The sequence below is a fragment of the Lentzea sp. NPDC058450 genome, assembly GCF_042721395.1.
Taxonomy (GTDB): domain Bacteria; phylum Actinomycetota; class Actinomycetes; order Mycobacteriales; family Pseudonocardiaceae; genus Lentzea.
In genome coordinates, this window is sequence record NZ_JBHXLO010000011.1 from 75984 (window position 1) to 92469 (window position 16486).

The window sequence follows — 16486 nt, forward strand, 5'->3', positions numbered from 1 at the left end:
GGAGCCGCAATGGCCATGTCCAAGCGCAAGCGCGCGGAATACATCCGCTACGCGCAGTACGGGCTTCTGGTTGTCATCGCCGCCCTGGTCGCCTTCCTGGCCGACTGGGGACAGATCAAGGGCGCGTTCTTCAACACCGAGATCGCCGCCTCCATGTTCCCCAGCGTCATCACCGTGGCGTTGAAGAACACCATCATCTACACCGCGCTCGGCTTCGCGTTCGGACTCGCGCTCGGCCTCGTTCTGGCGCTCATGAAGCTGTCCTCGGTGGCTCCCTACCGGTGGATCGCGACCGTCTACATCGAGTTCTTCCGCGGTGTCCCCGCCCTGCTGGTCTTCATCGGCATCTACTACGGCGTGCCGATCGCGTTCCAGATGCAGTTCCCGCCGCTGACCACGGTCATGCTGGCGCTCGGTGGCGTCGGTGCCGCGTACATGGCGGAGACGATCCGCGCCGGCATCCAGGCCGTGCCGAAGGGTCAGGTCGAGGCCGCCCGTTCGCTCGGCATGTCGCAGGGCCGCGCGATGATCACGATCGTGATCCCGCAGGCGTTCCGGATCATCCTGCCGCCGTTGACGAACGAGCTGATCCTGCTGACCAAGGACTCCTCGCTCATCTACATCCTCGGCCTGTTCCGCGAGCAGTACGAGCTCACGAAGTTCGGCCGGGAGACGCTGAGCCGCAGCCCGTCCCTCACGCCGATCCTCATCGCGGGTCTGTGCTACCTGATCATCACGCTGCCGCTGGGGTACCTGTCTCGGTACCTGGAGCGTCGTGGCACCAGCGGTAAGAAGAAGGTGTCGGCATGAGCGATGTCGCCGTCGAGATCACCGGGCTGAAGAAGTCGTTCGGCCCGCTGGAAGTCCTCAAGAACATCGACCTGCAGGTCAACCGCGGTGACGTGGTCTGCATCATCGGCCCGTCGGGTTCCGGCAAGTCGACGTTGCTGCGCTGCGTCAACATCCTGGAGGACCCGAGTGGCGGCAAGATCGTCGTCAACGGTGTCGAGCTGACCGATCCGGACGTCGACATCGACAAGGCCCGGACCAAGATCGGCATGGTGTTCCAGGGCTTCAACCTGTTCTCGCACCTCAACGTCCTCGCGAACCTCACGGTGGCGCAGCGCAAGGTCCTCAAGCGCTCCGAGGAGGAGTCGAAGAGGGTCGCGCTGCACAACCTCGAACGCGTGGGGCTGAGCGAGAAGGCGCACTCGATGCCCGCGCAGCTCTCGGGTGGTCAGCAGCAGCGCGTCGCCATCGCGCGGGCGTTGTCCATGGACCCCGAGGTCATGCTGTTCGACGAGCCGACGTCGGCGCTCGACCCGGAGCTCGTCGGCGACGTGCTCGGCGTCATGCGCCAGCTCGCCGACGAGGGCATGACGATGCTGGTCGTGACGCACGAGATGCAGTTCGCCCGCGAGGTCGCCGACAAGGTGATCTTCATGGACGGCGGCTACATCGTCGAGGAGGGCCCGGCGGCCGACGTCATCGGCAACCCGCAGGAACCGCGCACGCAGGAGTTCCTGGCGCGCGTGCTGGACCCGACGCACCACGGCCCGAGCGACCCGGCCTAGCCGCGTGGCGAGGGGGAAGGTCTCCGCGGCGGACGTGCTGCGGGGGCTGTTGGGGGAGAACGACAACTCAGGTGGTGGCGGGTGGAGGTTGCCTCGGCGCAAGCCGAGCACCCCACCCGTCATCCGCGTGGTGGACCGGGTGGTCACCGACGTCCTCGACCTGCGCGCGGTCGAGGTCCCGTACGTGCTGGAGTTCGAGCGGTGCGTCTTCGAGGCGGCGCCGGACGTGCGGCAGGCGAACCTGGCGGGCATCTCGTTCACCGACTGCGACCTGCCCGGCTTCGAGGCGCGGAACCTGAGCAGCAGCAACGACGTCTCGTTGCTCGACTGCCGGGTGTCCGGCCTGACCGACCTCACCGACGCCGAGATCGCGGGCTCGGTGTTGTTGCGGGACACCAGGTTCAGCGTGCCCGGTGGGCTCTGCCTGCACGGTGACCGGCTGACGGTCGCGGGCGCGTTGCTCGGGTTCGGCATCATCACCGAGGGCGAGGTGCGGCTCGCGGGCGCGCGGATCGGCGGCAACGTCAACCTCGGCAGCGCGGTGCTGGAGAACGGCGACGGCTTCTCGTTGAACGGCAACGGGATGCAGGTCGGCGGCAACCTGCTCGGCGCGTTCACCTCGCACGGCGTGGTGTTCCTGTCCAACGCGCGGATCAGCTCGACGTTGTCGTTGAGCGGCGCGACGCTCTCGCGCGGCTCGGACTTCGAGCACACCAACGACCCGCACGCCGACCCGTCCGCGACGCTGGTCCTCGACCGCGTGGACGTCACCGGCGACCTCGAGCTCGACCGCGGGTTCACGAGCCAGGGCACGATCCGCGCGGTGAACGCCAAGATCGGCGGCACGTTGTCGCTGGCAGAGGCTGTTCTGGACGCCGTGTCGCCCAACTCGGTCGGTACCGACCCGACCGGTGCGGGACGCGCGTTGCACGTCGACGGCGCGGAGATCGGCGGTGACGTCGTCGGGCGCGGGGTGAAGATCAAGGGCCAGCTGCGCATGGTCGACACGCACGTGCGCGGCAGCATCACGATCGAGCGTGCTTCCGTCGACAACCCGGCCGCCGACGCCGTGCTGGCCAACCGGTCGCAGATCGGCAGCAACTTCGTGGTGCGCGAGTCGGAGGTCTCCGGCGGGCTGGAGCTGCGCGGCATCACCGTCGGCGCGAACCTCGACCTGCGCGGCAGCCGGTTGATCAAGCCGGGCAAGTACCGGCACCAGCCGCGCGAGAAGCCGTCGCTCGACATCGGTGGCGCCACGATCGGCCGTGACCTCATCTGCGCGCGCGGCGACAAGGAGTTCGTCGCTCACGGCGGCGTGCGCTGCCGTCGTGCCGTGATCGGTCGCATGGCGAACTTCAACGGCGCGGTGCTCGGCTACAAGCTCGACAGCCACGCGTTGAACGCCATGGGCATGCAGGTGCAGGAGTTGATGCTCAACGTCGTGTCGCCGCCGAAGGGGCTCGTGACGTTGCGGCAGGCGCGCTGCACGTCGTTGGACGACAACGAGAACTTCTGGAACGCCACGGGGTACATCGACCTCGACGACTTCCGCTACGACTCGCTCGCGTACCCGATCGACCTGCGCGACGACGACCAGGTGCAGCAACGGCTGCGGTGGCTGCGGCAGGCGATGCGGCGCAGCTACCACCCTCGGCCGTACGACCAGTTCGCCGAGATGCTCACCGCGGCGGGCAACGAGGAGCACGCCTCGACCGTGCTGATCGAGAAGCAACGCCTGCGGTACCGCGCGGTCGCCGAGGGCATGCGGTTCTTCGGGCCGTTGGTGCTGGTGTGGAGCTTCCTGCAGCGGTCGATGGTCGGCTACGGGTACCGGCCGGCGCGTGCGCTGGGGTGGCTGATCGCGGCGTGGGTCGTGGGCAGCCTGTGGTTCCAGTTCAAGGGACCGTTGATCGAGATCAACGACGACGACCACCTGCCGTGGAACGCGTGGATCTACACGATCGACCTGGTGGTGCCGATCGTCGACTTCGGCAACAAGAACCGCTGGCAGACACCGGGTGCGTCGCAGTACATCGCGTCGGGGCTGATCGTGACCGGGTGGATCCTGGCGACGACGGTGGCCGCCGGTCTGACCCGGATGCTCAAGCGCTAGATCGCCACCATCGAGGGATTTCGTCGGCTGGTGAACGGTGGTGCGATGCTCGGGTGATCGTGGCCGAGTCGACCGAGCTGTTCGTCGGACCTCGGACCGCACCCCTGCAGGTGGTGCGGCTGAGCTCGAGTGCGCCGGCGGGGCCGGTGCACGCCCACGTGTCGGGTCCCGGCCTGCACTCGCCGCGGCACGGCGGGTCGTTGCGGCCGGGGCCGTTCGGGTACGAGCTCGCGGTCGACGTGTCGGAGCATCCGGTCGGCGCCGTGGTGCCCGCCGTCGCGGTCGTGCGGGCCGGCGACGAGTCCTGGTCGTGCGCGTTCTCGCTGGTCGTGGGCTCGCCCGGGTGGACGGTGCATCTCGTGGCGCACGTTGCCGGGGATGCTGCTTTTCCGGTGCTGCGGGCTCATCTGGATCTCGCGCTGACCGATCCGGCGTACCGGTTCGCGGTGACCTCGGTGGAGTCGTTGCAGCCCTACTGGGACACGTTCCCCGAGCACCGGTCGCTGTGGTTGCGGCTGATCTCGGAGGGACGCGTCGAGGTCGTCGGGTCCGAGTCCAATGTGGTCGGTGTGGCGCCGCTGCTGTCTTCGTTGCCGGACGGGCCTTCGCTGGCCGCCTCGTCGTTGGGTGAGGCTTCGCGGTCGGTTTACGCGGCGTTCTTGGAGATGCGGTCTCGGGCGTCTGCGCCGCACGTGATGATGCCCGTCGGTGCTGCTTCGAAGGCTCCCAGTCCGTGGGTGACGGCTCTGCATCACGACTGGAGCGCGCGCTACACGTGGCCGCGGGTCGTCTGCTCGTTGCCGCGTGACTACTACGTGCGCGGTGGTGTGCCCGTGCCTGCTGGTCTTGTGGACGACTCGCCTGCTGCTGTGTTCGCTGCGCACGCGGCTCGGTTGAGCGGGGCGGCTTTTCCCGCTTCGGCGTTGGCGCGTGCTTCTGCGGCACACCCTCGGGAGGCGTTCGACCTGCGGTCGGAGGTCGTGACGCGGTCTCTGGCGGCCTTGACGTCCACTGTGGACTCATCGGTGGTGGTGTGGAACCCGTTGGACGTGGCGTGCACCGACGTCGTGTCCGTTCATCTGCCGGACGAGCGCAACGTGCACGTGGAGGCTGACGGGGTCGTGCTGCCCACGTTGGTGGATGGCGTGACGGTGACGTTCTTGGCCCGTGACGTGCCTGCGCGCGGGTGGCGGACGTTCTCGTTGGTCGAGGACACGGTCGACCACGGGTGGAAGCGCGGCTTCGGCACGGAGATCGCGTCCACTCACTTCGTCCTGTCCTACGACCCGATCGCGTCGCTTGTGGCTGTGGACGGGCCTGCGTTGGAGGCGCCTCGGCTGGTCGGGCCTGTTTCCGTGTGGCACAGCGAGGTCGGCGAGAAGATGGTCGGCTCCTCCGTCGTCGTGCTGTGGAACTCGGTCGATCATCTCGGGCCGTCCCGGTTGTTCGCGGTGCTCGGCTCTCGGTCACCTTCTTCCGGGGTACTGGACGCCGTGCCTGCCCGACTGTCGGTCGCCGGGCCGCCACTGGGGCCGGTTTCACCTGGTGTGACGCCGGTTTTCGCGCGGTACTGGCTGCACGAGCCGACGCCGTTGGGCGGGCTCGGGGCGAACGTGCACCTGTCGGTGCTGGGGCCCTCGCGGTTGCGGGTCGTCGCCGTGTCGGACGGTGACGCCTTTTCCGGTGCGGTGCGGCTGGTGCTGCCTGCCGGGTGGTCGGCTTCCTGGGAGTCGCTGCCGGTCTCGTTGCCCGCCGGCGGGTACGTCTCTGCGGAGGTCGAACTGGTCGGGCCCCTCACGCCTGGGTGTTATCCGGTGCGGGCGGTGTTGGAAGGGCTGCCGTTCGAGGTCTACGACGTGGCGTTGCTGACCGTGCCGGAGTGGGACTCCGCCGATCCCGTCGAGGTGTTGTGGGTGGCCTCGGCCCCTGCGGTCGTGTCGGTGCGGGCCGGGGAGTCGGCGCCGGTGCGGGTGGAACTGGCCTCCGGTGCCCATGGCGACCTGCCCGTCGAGGCGCGGCTGTTGTCGCCGCGGTCCTCCTGGGAGCTCGCGGGGCCGTTCTGCGTGGGCGGCCTGCTGCCGGCGCAGGGCCGGTTGCCCCTGGACTTCACGCTGTCGGCGCCCGCGTGGGCCGGTCCTGGCGAGTGGACGGCGGTGGTGCGGGTGACGGCCGGGGACCTGGTTCGGACCACTGCGCCCATCCGGCTCGAAGTGGCTGGTTAAGCTGGGTCACCGTGACTGATCTGGTGCTGGCACTGGACTTCGGCGGCACCAAGATCGCCGCCGCCCTGGTGGACCCCTTCGGCGCTGTCGTGCGTTCGTCGCGCGTGCCGACCCCTGCTGCTGATCCGTGGGACGCCGTCGTGTCGGTGGTGTCGTCCGTGGTGCAGGACTCGGCGGTGGCCGGCGTGGGCATCGCGTCGGCCGGGCCGGTGGACACCGTGCGCGGCACCGTCTCGCCGATCAACGTGCCCTCGTGGCAGGCCTTCCCGCTGCGGTCGTCGGTCGCGGCGCTGTTCCCCGGCGTGCCGGTGGAACTGGCGGGCGACGGCGTGTGCATGGCGCTGGGCGAGCACTGGCGCGGGGCAGGTCAGGGCAGCCGGTTCATGGTGGGGCTGGTGGTGTCGACCGGCGTCGGGGGCGGCCTCGTGCTGGACGGGCGGCCGTTCGGCGGGCGGACCGGCAACGCGGGGCACATCGGGCACGTCGTGGTGGAGCCGGACGGGTTGCCGTGCACGTGCGGTGGGCGCGGGTGCGTGGAGACCGTCGCCGGTGGGCCGCGGATGGTGGAGTGGGCGCGGCGGGCCGGGTGGCAGGCGCCGGACCACGCCGACGCGGCTCTGCTGGCCGCCGCGGCGTTGGCCGGGGAGGAGATTCCGCTGGAGGCCTTCGACCGGGCCGGGCGAGCCGTGGGGATGGCGATCGCCGGGGCCGCCGCGGTGTGCGACCTGGAGCTGGCGGTGGTCGGGGGCGGGGTGGCCCAGGCCGGGGAGCTGCTGTTCTCGCCGATCCGGCGGACTTTGCGGGCTCATGCCGGGTTGTCCTATTTGGACGGGCTCGAGGTGCGGGCCGCGGAGTTGGGCGGGGAGGCCGGGCTGGTGGGCGCGGCGGCGTTGGTGCGGCAGACCGGCTGACTCAGGCCGGTTGGCGGGTGTGTCTGAGGGGCGACTCGACCCTGGCCACGGTCACTCCCGCCGTCTCCAGGGCCGTGCGGACCGCGCGGGCGATCGACACGGCGTTCGGGGTGTCGCCGTGCACGCAGATCGAGTCGGCCTGGATGCGGACCGGGCGGCCCGTGGTGCTGCGGATCCAGCCCTCGGTGGCCAGTTGGACGCAGCGGGCCGCGATCTCGGCCGGGTCGCGCAGGACGGCGCCTGGTTCGGTGCGGGGGACGAGGGTTCCGGACGAGGTGTAGGCGCGGTCGGCGAAGGCCTCGTGCCAGACGCGCAGGCCCGCCACTGAGGCGCGCTTCAGCCAGACGGCGCCGGGTGGGCCCAGGACGGCGAGGGTCGGGTCGAACATGCGCACGGCGTCCACCAGCGCGTCCGCCTGGGCCTCGTGGCGGACCAGGGTGTTGTAGAGGGCGCCGTGGGGTTTCACGTAGGAGATCCGGGTGCCGGCGACCCTGGCGAACGTCGACAGGGTGCCCAGCTGGGCCAGCACCTCGTTGGTCAGGGTGTCCGGGGCGACGTCCACGAAGCGGCGGCCGAAGCCCGCCAGGTCGTTGTAGCCGACGTGGGCGCCCACCGCGGTGCCCGACTCGGCGGCCAGCGTGCAGGTCTCGCGCATCGTGTCGGCGTCGCCCGCGTGGTAGCCGCAGGCGATGTTGGCGCTGGTCACCAGGGAGAGCAGCGCTCTGTCGTCGCCCAAGGTCCAGTGGCCGAAGCCCTCACCCAAGTCCGCGTTCAGGTCCATGCTGTTCTCCCCCTCCGGTGGCGCGCTCGTTTTGTGGGATTGTTGAACGATTCTACGATAGGGCAATTGAACGATCCTGGGAATAGACTGCTCTGGTGACCGAGAGCTGGGTGTCGACGCTGGCGCAGAGCAAGTCCGACCTGGAGCGCGCGAGCACGGCGCAGAAGGTCGCCGACATGCTGCGGGAGCGGGTGCTCGAAGGTGAGCTGGAGCCCGGCCTGCGGCTGAGCGAGGAAGCGATCGGCGGCGCGCTCGGGGTCAGTCGCAACACGCTGCGCGAGGCGTTCCGGCTGCTCACGCGCGACCGGATCCTGGTGCACGAGCACAGCCGCGGCGTGTTCGTCAGGCGTCCTACCAGCGAAGACGTGCGGGACCTGTACGCGGCGCGGCGGGTCATCGAGGGCGGTGCGCTCCGCCGGTGGAACGATGTCACCGATGCGCAGCGCGAGGCCGTCCGGGCGCCGGTCCGCCAGGCCGTGGCCCGCGCCGAGAAGAACGACTTCAGCAAGACCGGCACCGCGAACATCCAGTTCCACCGCGGCATCGTCGGCCTCGCGGGCAGCACCCGGCTGAGCGACGAGTCGGACCGGCTCTTCGCCGAGCTCATGCTCGCGTTCCGGGTCGCGCACGAGGTCGACGCCTTCCACCGCACCTACCTGCCGTGGAACCGCAAGATCGTCGAACTGCTCAACAAGGGCACGGTCGACGAGGCGGTGGGGCAGCTCGACCTGTACTTCGACGCGGCCGAACAGGACCTGGCGAGCCGTCTGACGGCGGATTAATCCAAAGGGAACGTTAAGCCGACGGCAACGATTGCGATCACGAGGCTGACGGCAGGGACAACCAGGCCTAACATCCGCGCAACACCGCGTACACGGAGGGCCACCATGCCGTCGGATCACAAGACCGGCTTGCGCTGGAGCAACTGGAACCTGCTGCTGATACTTCCGCTGTTCATGCTCATCACGCCGTGGTTCAACATGGACGAGCCCAGGGTCTTGGGGCTGCCGTTCTTCTACTGGTACCAGTTCCTGTTCGTCCCGCTCGGCGTCCTGTGCGTCGGGATCGTCTACGTCAAGACCAAGGACGAGCCCGTGGTCACCGGCAAGCCCGACAAGCTCGGTGACGTCGACAACCTGGACGAGGGAGCGAACTGATGCAGTGGACCGAGCTGATCGTTTTCAGCGCTCTCTTCCTGCTCGTCACGGTGATGGGCTTCCTGGCGGCGCGGTGGCAGAAGGGCGACACCCTCGAACACCTCGACGAGTGGGGACTCGGCGGCAGGAAGTTCGGCAGCTGGATCACGTGGTTCCTCGTCGGCGGTGACCTCTACACCGCCTACACCTTCGTCGCGGTGCCGGCGCTCATGTTCGGCGCGGGCGCGCTCGGCTTCTACGCGCTGCCGTACACGATCATCCTGTACCCGCTGGTCTTCCTGCCGCTGGTGCGGATGTGGTCGGTCAGCCGCGTGCACGGGTACGTGACGCCCGCGGACTTCGTGAAGGGCCGCTACGGCTCGCACTGGCTGGCGTTGATCATCGCGGTCACCGGCATCGTCGCGACCATGCCGTACATCGCGTTGCAGCTCGTCGGCCTCGAGGCGGTGCTGAGGTCCATGGGCCTCAACGGTTCCGGCATCCTCGGCCACCTGCCGCTGTTCGTCGCGTTCCTGATCCTCGCGCTCTACACCTACCAGTCGGGTCTGCGGGCGCCGGCGCTGATCGCGTTCGTCAAGGACATCCTGATCTACCTGGTGATCCTGGTGGCGATCATCTACCTGCCGTCGAAGTTCGGCGGCTGGGGCGAGATCTTCAACGACGCGCAGGCCAAGTTCGACGCGACGCCCAGCAAGACCGACGGCATCCTGCTGACCGGCACGAACCAGCTGCAGTACGCGACGCTGGCGCTCGGTTCGGCACTGGCGCTGTTCCTCTACCCGCACTCGCTGACCGGCATCCTCGCGAGCCGCGGCCGCAACGTCATCAAGCGCAACATGGTGGCGCTGCCCGCGTACTCGCTGCTGCTGGGTCTGCTGGCACTGCTCGGTTTCGTCGCGATCAGCGCGGGCACCAAGCCGATCGTCAACCAGGCGACCGGCCGTCCCGACACGAACACGATCGTCCCCGAGCTCTTCGGCGCGAACTTCCCGTCGTGGTTCGCGGGCATCGCGTTCGCGGCCATCGGCATCGGCGCGCTGGTGCCGGCGGCGATCATGTCCATCGCCGCGGCGAACCTGTGGACGCGCAACGTCTACAAGGAGTACATGAAGAAGAACGCCACCCCGGCGGAGGAGGCCAAGCAGGCCAAGCTCGCCTCCCTGGTGGTGAAGTTCGGCGCCGTCGCGTTCATCGTGTTCGTCGACCCGCAGTTCTCGATCGACCTGCAGCTCATGGGCGGCGTGATGATCCTGCAGACGCTGCCGGCCGTCGCGATCGCGCTGTACACCCGCTGGTTCCACGTCTACGCCCTGGTCGCCGGCTGGATCGCGGGCATGGGCTACGGCATGTGGCTGCTCTACACGATCGGCAACCCGGCCATCGGCAAGGCGCACTTCGCCGGTTCGGCGCTGCCGCTGGGCAACATCTCGATCCTCGGGTGGCACCCGTTCGGCGGTTCGACGACGCAGATCTACGTCGGCATCGTCGCGCTGTTCGTCAACCTGCTAGTCGCGGTGGTCGTCACGCTGATCGCCAAGAAGGCCAAGTGGTTCAACGGCACCGACCAGACGGACCCGTCCGACTACCACGTCGACGAGGACAACCCGAGGGTCAAGCCGATCGCTGCCCACTGAGACAGAGTCGGCAACACTATGGGCCACCCGTCGGTTACGGCGGGTGGCCCTTTGCGTTGAGGATCGAAGCTGTGAAAACCATCGCCGGACTGGTCGGCCTGACGACACTCGCCCTCGCCCTGAGCCCTGCCGTCGCCCACGCGCAGGACGCGAACTGCTACGACACCACGGTGCCGCTGACCGTCGAGGAGCAGAGACTCGACGACACACTCGTGACCGGCGGACCCGCCGTCGGCCCGTCGCTCGTGCAGCTCGCCGGGTTCGACGGGCGGGTCACCGACTTCACCGCGAAGCTCTGCCGCCAGGTCGTCTCGAAGCAGGCGCAGCAGTTCGTGGAACGCGAGGGCAACGCGCTGTGGAAGGCCGCCGTGGCCCGCGCGCAGAGCACGGTGCCGACCGCGCACGACGCCTACGACGACCGCCCGCTCTACTGGGCGCGGCTGCAGCTCAGTGCCGCGCTGCGCCAGTGGAAGCCGCGGTTCACGTTGGCGCCGAACGACCGCGCGAAGCTGATCCAGCAGTTCGACTGGGCGTCGCGGGGGCTGAGCGACGCGAAGTTCCCTGCCAGGGCGGGCGTGCGCAAGATCGCGGTCACCGGCTTCGACCCGTTCCAGCTCACCGGCGTGAACGTGCGCCGCGCGAACCCGGCCGGCGCGGCGGCGTTGCAGCTCGACGGACGCGAGATCTCCACGCCGACCGGCAAGGTCGTGCTCCAGGCCGCCGTGCTTCCCGTGCTGTGGGGCGGTTTCGACGAGGGCGTCGTCGAGAACTTCTACGGGCAGGCGTTGCAGCAGAAGCCCGACGCGTTCGTGACGATCAGCCAGGGCAGGCCGGGCAAGTTCGACGTCGAACGGTGGGCGGCGCGCTGGCGCGGTGGCTTCGCGGACAACAACAACGTGAACTCGTACGGAAGTGTCCCGAACGCGGCGGGCTGGCCGCAGCCGACGACCGAGTTCATCGAGACCTCGCTGCCGTTCCAGAAGATGATCGACGCCGGCACCGGTCCGTTCCCGGTGAACTACAACCTGGCGTTCTGCGAGTGGGTCGTCGTCGGCTCGCAGCAGTCGTGCCGCACCGACACTCCGACGCCGGGCCGGATCGCGGCGTCCGGTGGCGGCGGTGACTACCTCTCCAACGAGAGCATGTACCGGGCGAACCGGCTGCGGATCGGTTACGGCGCAACGAACGTGCTCGGCGGACACCTGCACACGCCGGTGCTCGGGCAGCCCGCCGATCCGGCCGCGTTGACCGATCCGGCCTTCGAAAAGCAGCGTCGAGACATCGCCGATCAGGTGAAGGCCCTAGTCTCTGTGGTGTGACTCGTGTGCGGCTGGCGGTGGCAATTGTCCTGAGCGCGTTGACGCTGTCCGCGTGCGCGATTCAGGTGGGAGGGCAGGCGGTCCCCGGACCGTTGCCGTCCACGGCCTCCGCCTCCGCACCCACGCTGCCGAAGGCCGGGCAGTGCATGAACGCGTACGAGCTGAAGACGCTGCAGTGCACCGAGTCGCACGAGGCCGAGGTCATGAGCGTCGGCGAGATGTCCGGCCTGCCGTCGACCTACCCGGACACGCAGGCGCTGCGCAAGGCCGCGCTGCCGCCGTGCCGTCAGGCGCTCGGCGACTACCTGGGCAGCGGCGACTCGGACTCGACGCGCCTGCGGGTGTGGGCGTTCTGGCCGAACGAGCAGGGCTGGAAGGACGGCCAGCGCTGGCGGCTGTGCACCGTCGTGGAGATCAGCCCGGACGAGAAGCCGTTGGCGCGCAAGGGGTCCGTGAAGGACACCCTGAAGGGCAACGGCTTCAGCACCTTCCAGACGTGCACGCAGGGGTCGCCGTCGAAGGACCAGGAGGTCAAGGTCGTCGCGTGCAACACCCCGCACCTGTCCGAGGCCGTCCCCGCCGGTGTCGTGTCGCTCGGCAAGTCGACCGACCCCGCTCCGTCCAAGGAGCAGATGAACTCCATCGCCAAGGACAAGTGCACCAAGGCCGTGCACGACTACCTGGGCTCGGAGAAGCGCACCGACGTGTTCCCCGCGTGGCGGAACCCCGGTTCGCAGGCCTGGTCGGAGGGGTGGACGAACGCCGTCTGCTACGCCGAGGCGACCAGGGCGTTCACCGGGACGCTGCTCGGCATCAGGGACAACCCGCTGCCTGCCTGAGCCAGTCCTCGACGGTGGCGAGGTCCCCGCTCGTGAGACCGGTCCGCGCGTCGACGCGGAGCAGCAGCGCCTGACCGTTGTGGTTGGCCGCCACCCACTCGCGGTCCAGTTCGCCGATCTCGTCGTCTACCCAGGCGAACGGGCGTCCGGCGGCGATGTCGATCAGGGCCCGGGTCTTCCAGTGCACGACGGTCATGTCGTCCTCGTACGGCGCCTCGGGCAGTTCGGCTACCGGGAGTTGCGGCAGATCGAGCAGCGGCGCGATCACGGCGTTGGCGTCGTGCATCCAGCCCGTGGCCCAGACGAGGTCGCACGGCAGGGCGCGCAGTCGCGGACCGTGACCGCGGTCGATCTTCGTCAGGTGCGGGTTGGACGGCAGCTGCCACGCCACCCATCCCTCGACGGTCGTGGGTAGCTCCACCTCCGCGTAAGGCAGGAGCGTGCCGTCGACGTCGAGGAAGACGAGCGGACGGTCGGCCATCAGTTGCCCCCAGGCTTGTCCACAGCTATCCACAACATGTGCACAAAGCAGTCCACACCTGTGGACAACTTCGTCTCAAGTGGACGATGAGCTGCGTGGACTCACAGGAAATTGCTGCACAGGACCACTCCGGCCACCCCGCCGACCGCTAATCCCGCGAGGAACACGAGCGCGAACCGCCACCACGGCGTGCGCACCGGTGGGGCGGGCGGGACCGGGTAGTAGCGCACGATGCCCGTCGTCGGGCCGACCTCCACGTCACGCGTGGAGCCGTCGTAGTTCAGGCCGCCTGGGAGACCGTTCGTCACACGATCAGTAGTACCTCAAAAAGATGACCCAGCGGTCGCCGTTGACCGCTGGGTCATCAAAACACCTCGGGCTTTCTAGCCCAGGCGCTGCTTCAGGGCCGCCAGCTCGTCGCGGAGCGTGGTCGGGACCTTCTCGCCGATCTTCGCGAACCACTCCTCGACGAGCGGGATCTCGGCACGCCACTCGTCGGCGTTGAACTCGAGCGACGCCTCGATGTCCTCACGCGACGCGTCCAGGCCCTCCAGGTCCAGGTCGGCCGCGGTCGGCACGTAGCCGATCGGGGTCTCCTGGGCGGCGGCCTTGCCCTCGATGCGCTCGATGGCCCACTTCAGGACGCGCGAGTTCTCGCCGAATCCGGGCCACAGGAAGCGCTTGTCCTCACCGCGGCGGAACCAGTTGACGTAGAAGATCTTCGGCAGCTTGTCGGCGTCGGCGCGCTTGCCGAGGTCGACCCAGTGCTGGAAGTAGTCGCCGGCGTTGTAGCCGATGAACGGCAGCATCGCCATCGGGTCGCGACGGACGACGCCGGTCTTGCCGACCGCGGCGGCCGTGGTCTCCGACGACAGCGTGGCGCCCATGTAGGTGCCGTGCTGCCAGTCGCGCGACTCGGTGACCAGCGGGATCGTCGTGGCGCGGCGGCCACCGAAGAAGATCGCGCTGATCGGCACGCCGTTGGGGTCGTCCCACTCGGCGGCCTTGATGTCGCACTGGTCGATCGGCGTGCAGTACCGGGAGTTCGGGTGCGAGCTGAGTTCCTCGCTGTCCGGCGTCCAGTCCTGGTGCTTCCACGAGGTGAGGTGGGCCGGAGGCTCGCCCATGCCCTCCCACCAGATGTCGCCGTCGTCGGTCAGCGCGACGTTCGTGAACAGCGAGTTGCCCTTGGCGATGGTGCGCATCGCGTTCGGGTTGGTGTGGTAGTCGGTGCCGGGCGCGACGCCGAAGAAGCCGTTCTCCGGGTTCACCGCGTAGAGGCGGCCGTCCTCACCGAAGCGCATCCACGCGATGTCGTCGCCGAGCGTCTCGACCTTCCAGCCGGGAATGGTCGGCTCGAGCATGGCGAGGTTCGTCTTGCCGCAGGCCGACGGGAACGCGGCGGCGATGTAGTACGCCTTGTTCTCCGGCGAGGTGAGCTTGAGGATCAGCATGTGCTCGGCGAGCCAGCCCTCGTCGCGCGCCATCGCACTCGCGATGCGCAGCGAGAAGCACTTCTTGCCCAGCAGCGCGTTGCCGCCGTAGCCGGAGCCGAAGCTCCAGATCTCGCGGGTCTCCGGGAAGTGCGAGATGTACTTGGTGGTGTTGCACGGCCACTGCACGTCTTCCTGGCCCGGCTCCAGCGGGGCGCCGAGGGAGTGCAGCGCGGGGACGTACTGCGCGTCCTCACCGAACAGGTTCAGCGCCTTGGTGCCCATGCGGGTCATGATGTGCATGGAGACGACGACGTACTCCGAGTCGGTGATCTCGACACCGAGCATCGGCTTCTCCGCGTCCAGCGGGCCCATGCAGAACGGGATGACGTACATCGTGCGGCCACGCATGCAGCCCCGGTAGAGCTCGGTCATGATGGCCTTCATCTCGGAAGGGTCCATCCAGTTGTTCGTCGCGCCCGAGTCCTCCTCGCGCACCGAACAGATGTACGTGCGCTCCTCCACGCGGGCGACGTCGCTGGGGTCCGAGGCTGCCCAGAACGAGTTGGGCTTCTTCTTGAGCGGCACGAACGTGCCGGCGTCGACGAGCTTCTTGGTGAGACGGTCCCATTCGCCCTGAGACCCGTCAGCCCAAACAACCTCGTCGGGGCAGGTCAGCTCAGCGACTTCCTGAACCCATGCGAGCAAACGCGCGTGGTTGGTCGGTGCCTGTTCGAGACCGGGAATGGTCACTGCCGTCATCTCGTCTCGTCTCCTGACTGAACGCCTCGGCAACCCGAGCACGTGGTGGTCCGGTGCAGGACTTCGTCGTCCTCGGGAATAGCTCCAGACGCCCGGTGGGGCCGGGCGTGCTGGTGAAGGGGATGGACCGAGGTTAGCCCGGTGAATGGCAGGTAAAGCACCCCCAGCCTGTCGCTTCCCTCACAAAACCGATTCTGGAATCGATTCAGCACTCGGACGGCGTTAAGGCGGGGTTGAGGTTGGAAAAACACAAGAGGCCCCGGTGCGGTTCTCACCACACCGGGGCCTGTGACCTGCGTTTCAGTCCTGGGTCAGTTCGGGCTGATCCACTGACCCGTTGTGGAATCGATTCGGACGACGCCGTCGAACCGTTCTTCCTCGAGCCAGTCGTCCGAGTCGTCCAGAATGCCGCTCTTCGAGTCGGTGACGTACCGGCCGTCCGACTCGATGTGGCCGTGCTCGACCTCCACCCAGTCGTCACCACGGTGTTCCGACATCGTGACCTCGCCGGACCGGGTGATCTCGGTCGCCACGTCGGCCTTGCCGTCGCCGTTCGAGTCGGTGAAGAGCCAGGTGTCGCCGTCGTCGTCCTTGACCACCGCGGTGTCGGCCTTGCCGTCGCCGTCGGTGTCCTCGGTGGCCTGCCCGACGTTTCGTTCGCCATCACCGGTGTCGACGAGAATCGCCTGCTTGTCGGACGAATTCGTTTTTTCTTGGTGAGGGTCGTTCGGGTCTACCGCGACCCACTCACCGGAATTCTCCTCGAAGCGCGCCTGGCTGAGCAGATTGCCGTCCTTGTCGAACGTGCTCATCAGATCGGCGTCGCCGTCGCCGTTCGTGTCGGTGAACGCCAGGTGTCCGCCGTCATCCGTGGCGACCACGGCGGAGTCGTTCACGCCGTCCTGGTCGAGGTCGAAGGTGACGTCGGCGGTGTACTCCTCGTCCTCGACGGTCACCTTCAGTTCGGCGTCGGCCGCACCGTTCTCGTCGATGTACACCGGGACACACCTCCTGCTTCCTTCATGTACCGGTATGACCCACGTTATGCCGGTTCGGTTCCCTCGCCAAGCTCAACGGCTGCATCGGTTCGGGTGTGGCGGGGTGAGGGTGGTCGGGATCGGGCTCGCTGTGGATGTCGTTGGAGGTCTTCGACGGGCCACCGTTTGAGGCGGCGGACGGGGTGGTGGAGGGGTGGCGGGTGGCGGACTGTTGATCTGCCGGGGCTGGTGCTGGTGTGGAGGGTTCGGGTGCCGGCTCGGG

The 16486-nt window shown here is 68.4% G+C and carries 15 protein-coding genes; 10 read left to right on the forward strand and 5 right to left on the reverse strand.

Annotated features, from left to right (window positions below; genetic code table 11):
- Positions 1-9: 9 nt before the first annotated feature.
- The 5 genes from ACFWNN_RS19035 to ACFWNN_RS19055 are packed head-to-tail and all read left to right on the forward strand — an operon-like array spanning position 10 to position 6820.
- On the forward strand, positions 10-810 hold the full coding sequence (locus ACFWNN_RS19035) for an amino acid ABC transporter permease (RefSeq protein WP_285636900.1): 801 nt from the start codon (positions 10-12) through the stop codon (positions 808-810).
- Complete coding sequence (locus ACFWNN_RS19040) at positions 807-1574, forward strand: amino acid ABC transporter ATP-binding protein (RefSeq protein WP_382441232.1); 768 nt, start codon at positions 807-809, stop codon at positions 1572-1574. The genes ACFWNN_RS19035 and ACFWNN_RS19040 overlap by 4 nt, the downstream gene beginning before the upstream one ends.
- A 4-nt stretch (positions 1575-1578) precedes the next feature.
- Entirely contained in the window at positions 1579-3687 is a 2109-nt protein-coding gene (locus ACFWNN_RS19045) for a hypothetical protein (RefSeq protein ID WP_382441233.1), read from the forward strand.
- 53 nt (positions 3688-3740) lie between these two features.
- Positions 3741-5909 carry a hypothetical protein gene (locus tag ACFWNN_RS19050; protein ID WP_382441234.1) on the forward strand — a complete coding sequence of 723 codons (2169 nt, stop codon included), beginning with the start codon at positions 3741-3743 and terminating at the stop codon, positions 5907-5909.
- Positions 5910-5920: 11 nt separating this feature from the next.
- On the forward strand, positions 5921-6820 hold the full coding sequence (locus tag ACFWNN_RS19055) for an ROK family protein (RefSeq protein WP_382441235.1): 900 nt from the start codon (positions 5921-5923) through the stop codon (positions 6818-6820).
- Position 6821: 1 nt separating this feature from the next.
- On the opposite strand, the gene ACFWNN_RS19060 is transcribed toward ACFWNN_RS19055, so the two are convergent.
- Positions 6822-7601, reverse strand: a complete 780-nt coding sequence (locus ACFWNN_RS19060) for a LamB/YcsF family protein (protein WP_382441236.1) — start codon at positions 7599-7601, stop codon at positions 6822-6824.
- A gap of 95 nt (positions 7602-7696) precedes the next feature.
- On the opposite strand from ACFWNN_RS19060, the gene ACFWNN_RS19065 reads away from it, so the two are divergent.
- From ACFWNN_RS19065 to ACFWNN_RS19085, 5 genes are all read left to right on the forward strand, one after another.
- Positions 7697-8383, forward strand: coding sequence for a GntR family transcriptional regulator (locus tag ACFWNN_RS19065; RefSeq protein WP_382441237.1), 687 nt, complete (start codon positions 7697-7699; stop codon positions 8381-8383).
- A 105-nt stretch (positions 8384-8488) separates the two neighbouring features.
- A complete protein-coding gene (locus ACFWNN_RS19070) occupies positions 8489-8758 on the forward strand; it encodes a DUF3311 domain-containing protein (protein ID WP_382441238.1) in 270 nt (89 codons plus the stop codon).
- Positions 8758-10392 carry a monocarboxylate uptake permease MctP gene (gene mctP / locus ACFWNN_RS19075; protein WP_382441239.1) on the forward strand — a complete coding sequence of 545 codons (1635 nt, stop codon included), beginning with the start codon at positions 8758-8760 and terminating at the stop codon, positions 10390-10392. Before ACFWNN_RS19070 ends, mctP begins: the two co-directional genes overlap by 1 nt.
- 71 nt (positions 10393-10463) lie before the next feature.
- Positions 10464-11711 (forward strand): hypothetical protein, encoded by a 1248-nt coding sequence (locus ACFWNN_RS19080; protein ID WP_382441240.1) that lies wholly within the window; start codon positions 10464-10466, stop codon positions 11709-11711.
- Entirely contained in the window at positions 11708-12550 is an 843-nt protein-coding gene (locus tag ACFWNN_RS19085) for a septum formation family protein (protein WP_382441241.1), read from the forward strand. The genes ACFWNN_RS19080 and ACFWNN_RS19085 overlap by 4 nt, the downstream gene beginning before the upstream one ends.
- Here ACFWNN_RS19085 and ACFWNN_RS19090 read toward each other — a convergent pair.
- The 4 genes from ACFWNN_RS19090 to ACFWNN_RS19105 form a co-directional block, all read right to left on the reverse strand.
- Positions 12525-13031 carry an HAD domain-containing protein gene (locus ACFWNN_RS19090; protein WP_382441242.1) on the reverse strand — a complete coding sequence of 169 codons (507 nt, stop codon included), beginning with the start codon at positions 13029-13031 and terminating at the stop codon, positions 12525-12527. The genes ACFWNN_RS19085 and ACFWNN_RS19090 overlap by 26 nt on opposite strands.
- A gap of 101 nt (positions 13032-13132) precedes the next feature.
- The gene (locus ACFWNN_RS19095) at positions 13133-13339 is read right to left on the reverse strand and encodes a hypothetical protein (RefSeq protein WP_382441243.1); all 207 of its coding nucleotides are present in this window, start codon (positions 13337-13339) and stop codon (positions 13133-13135) included.
- A 75-nt stretch (positions 13340-13414) separates the two neighbouring features.
- On the reverse strand, positions 13415-15226 hold the full coding sequence (locus ACFWNN_RS19100; RefSeq protein WP_382441244.1) for a phosphoenolpyruvate carboxykinase (GTP): 1812 nt from the start codon (positions 15224-15226) through the stop codon (positions 13415-13417).
- A 311-nt stretch (positions 15227-15537) separates the two neighbouring features.
- The gene (locus ACFWNN_RS19105; protein WP_382441245.1) at positions 15538-16224 is read right to left on the reverse strand and encodes a hypothetical protein; all 687 of its coding nucleotides are present in this window, start codon (positions 16222-16224) and stop codon (positions 15538-15540) included.
- Between the last annotated feature and the right edge of the window lie 262 nt (positions 16225-16486).

Bases quoted from the DNA above. Each gene is read 5' to 3' on its own strand.
- ACFWNN_RS19035 (WP_285636900.1), top strand. From the start codon at position 10: ATGGCCATGTCCAAGCGCAAGCGCGCGGAATACATCCGCTACGCGCAG.
- ACFWNN_RS19040 (WP_382441232.1), top strand. From the start codon at position 807: ATGAGCGATGTCGCCGTCGAGATCACCGGGCTGAAGAAGTCGTTCGGC.
- ACFWNN_RS19060 (WP_382441236.1), bottom strand. From the start codon at position 7,601: ATGGACCTGAACGCGGACTTGGGTGAGGGCTTCGGCCACTGGACCTTG.
- ACFWNN_RS19070 (WP_382441238.1), top strand. From the start codon at position 8,489: ATGCCGTCGGATCACAAGACCGGCTTGCGCTGGAGCAACTGGAACCTG.
- mctP (WP_382441239.1), top strand. From the start codon at position 8,758: ATGCAGTGGACCGAGCTGATCGTTTTCAGCGCTCTCTTCCTGCTCGTC.
- ACFWNN_RS19090 (WP_382441242.1), bottom strand. From the start codon at position 13,031: ATGGCCGACCGTCCGCTCGTCTTCCTCGACGTCGACGGCACGCTCCTG.
- ACFWNN_RS19100 (WP_382441244.1), bottom strand. From the start codon at position 15,226: ATGACGGCAGTGACCATTCCCGGTCTCGAACAGGCACCGACCAACCAC.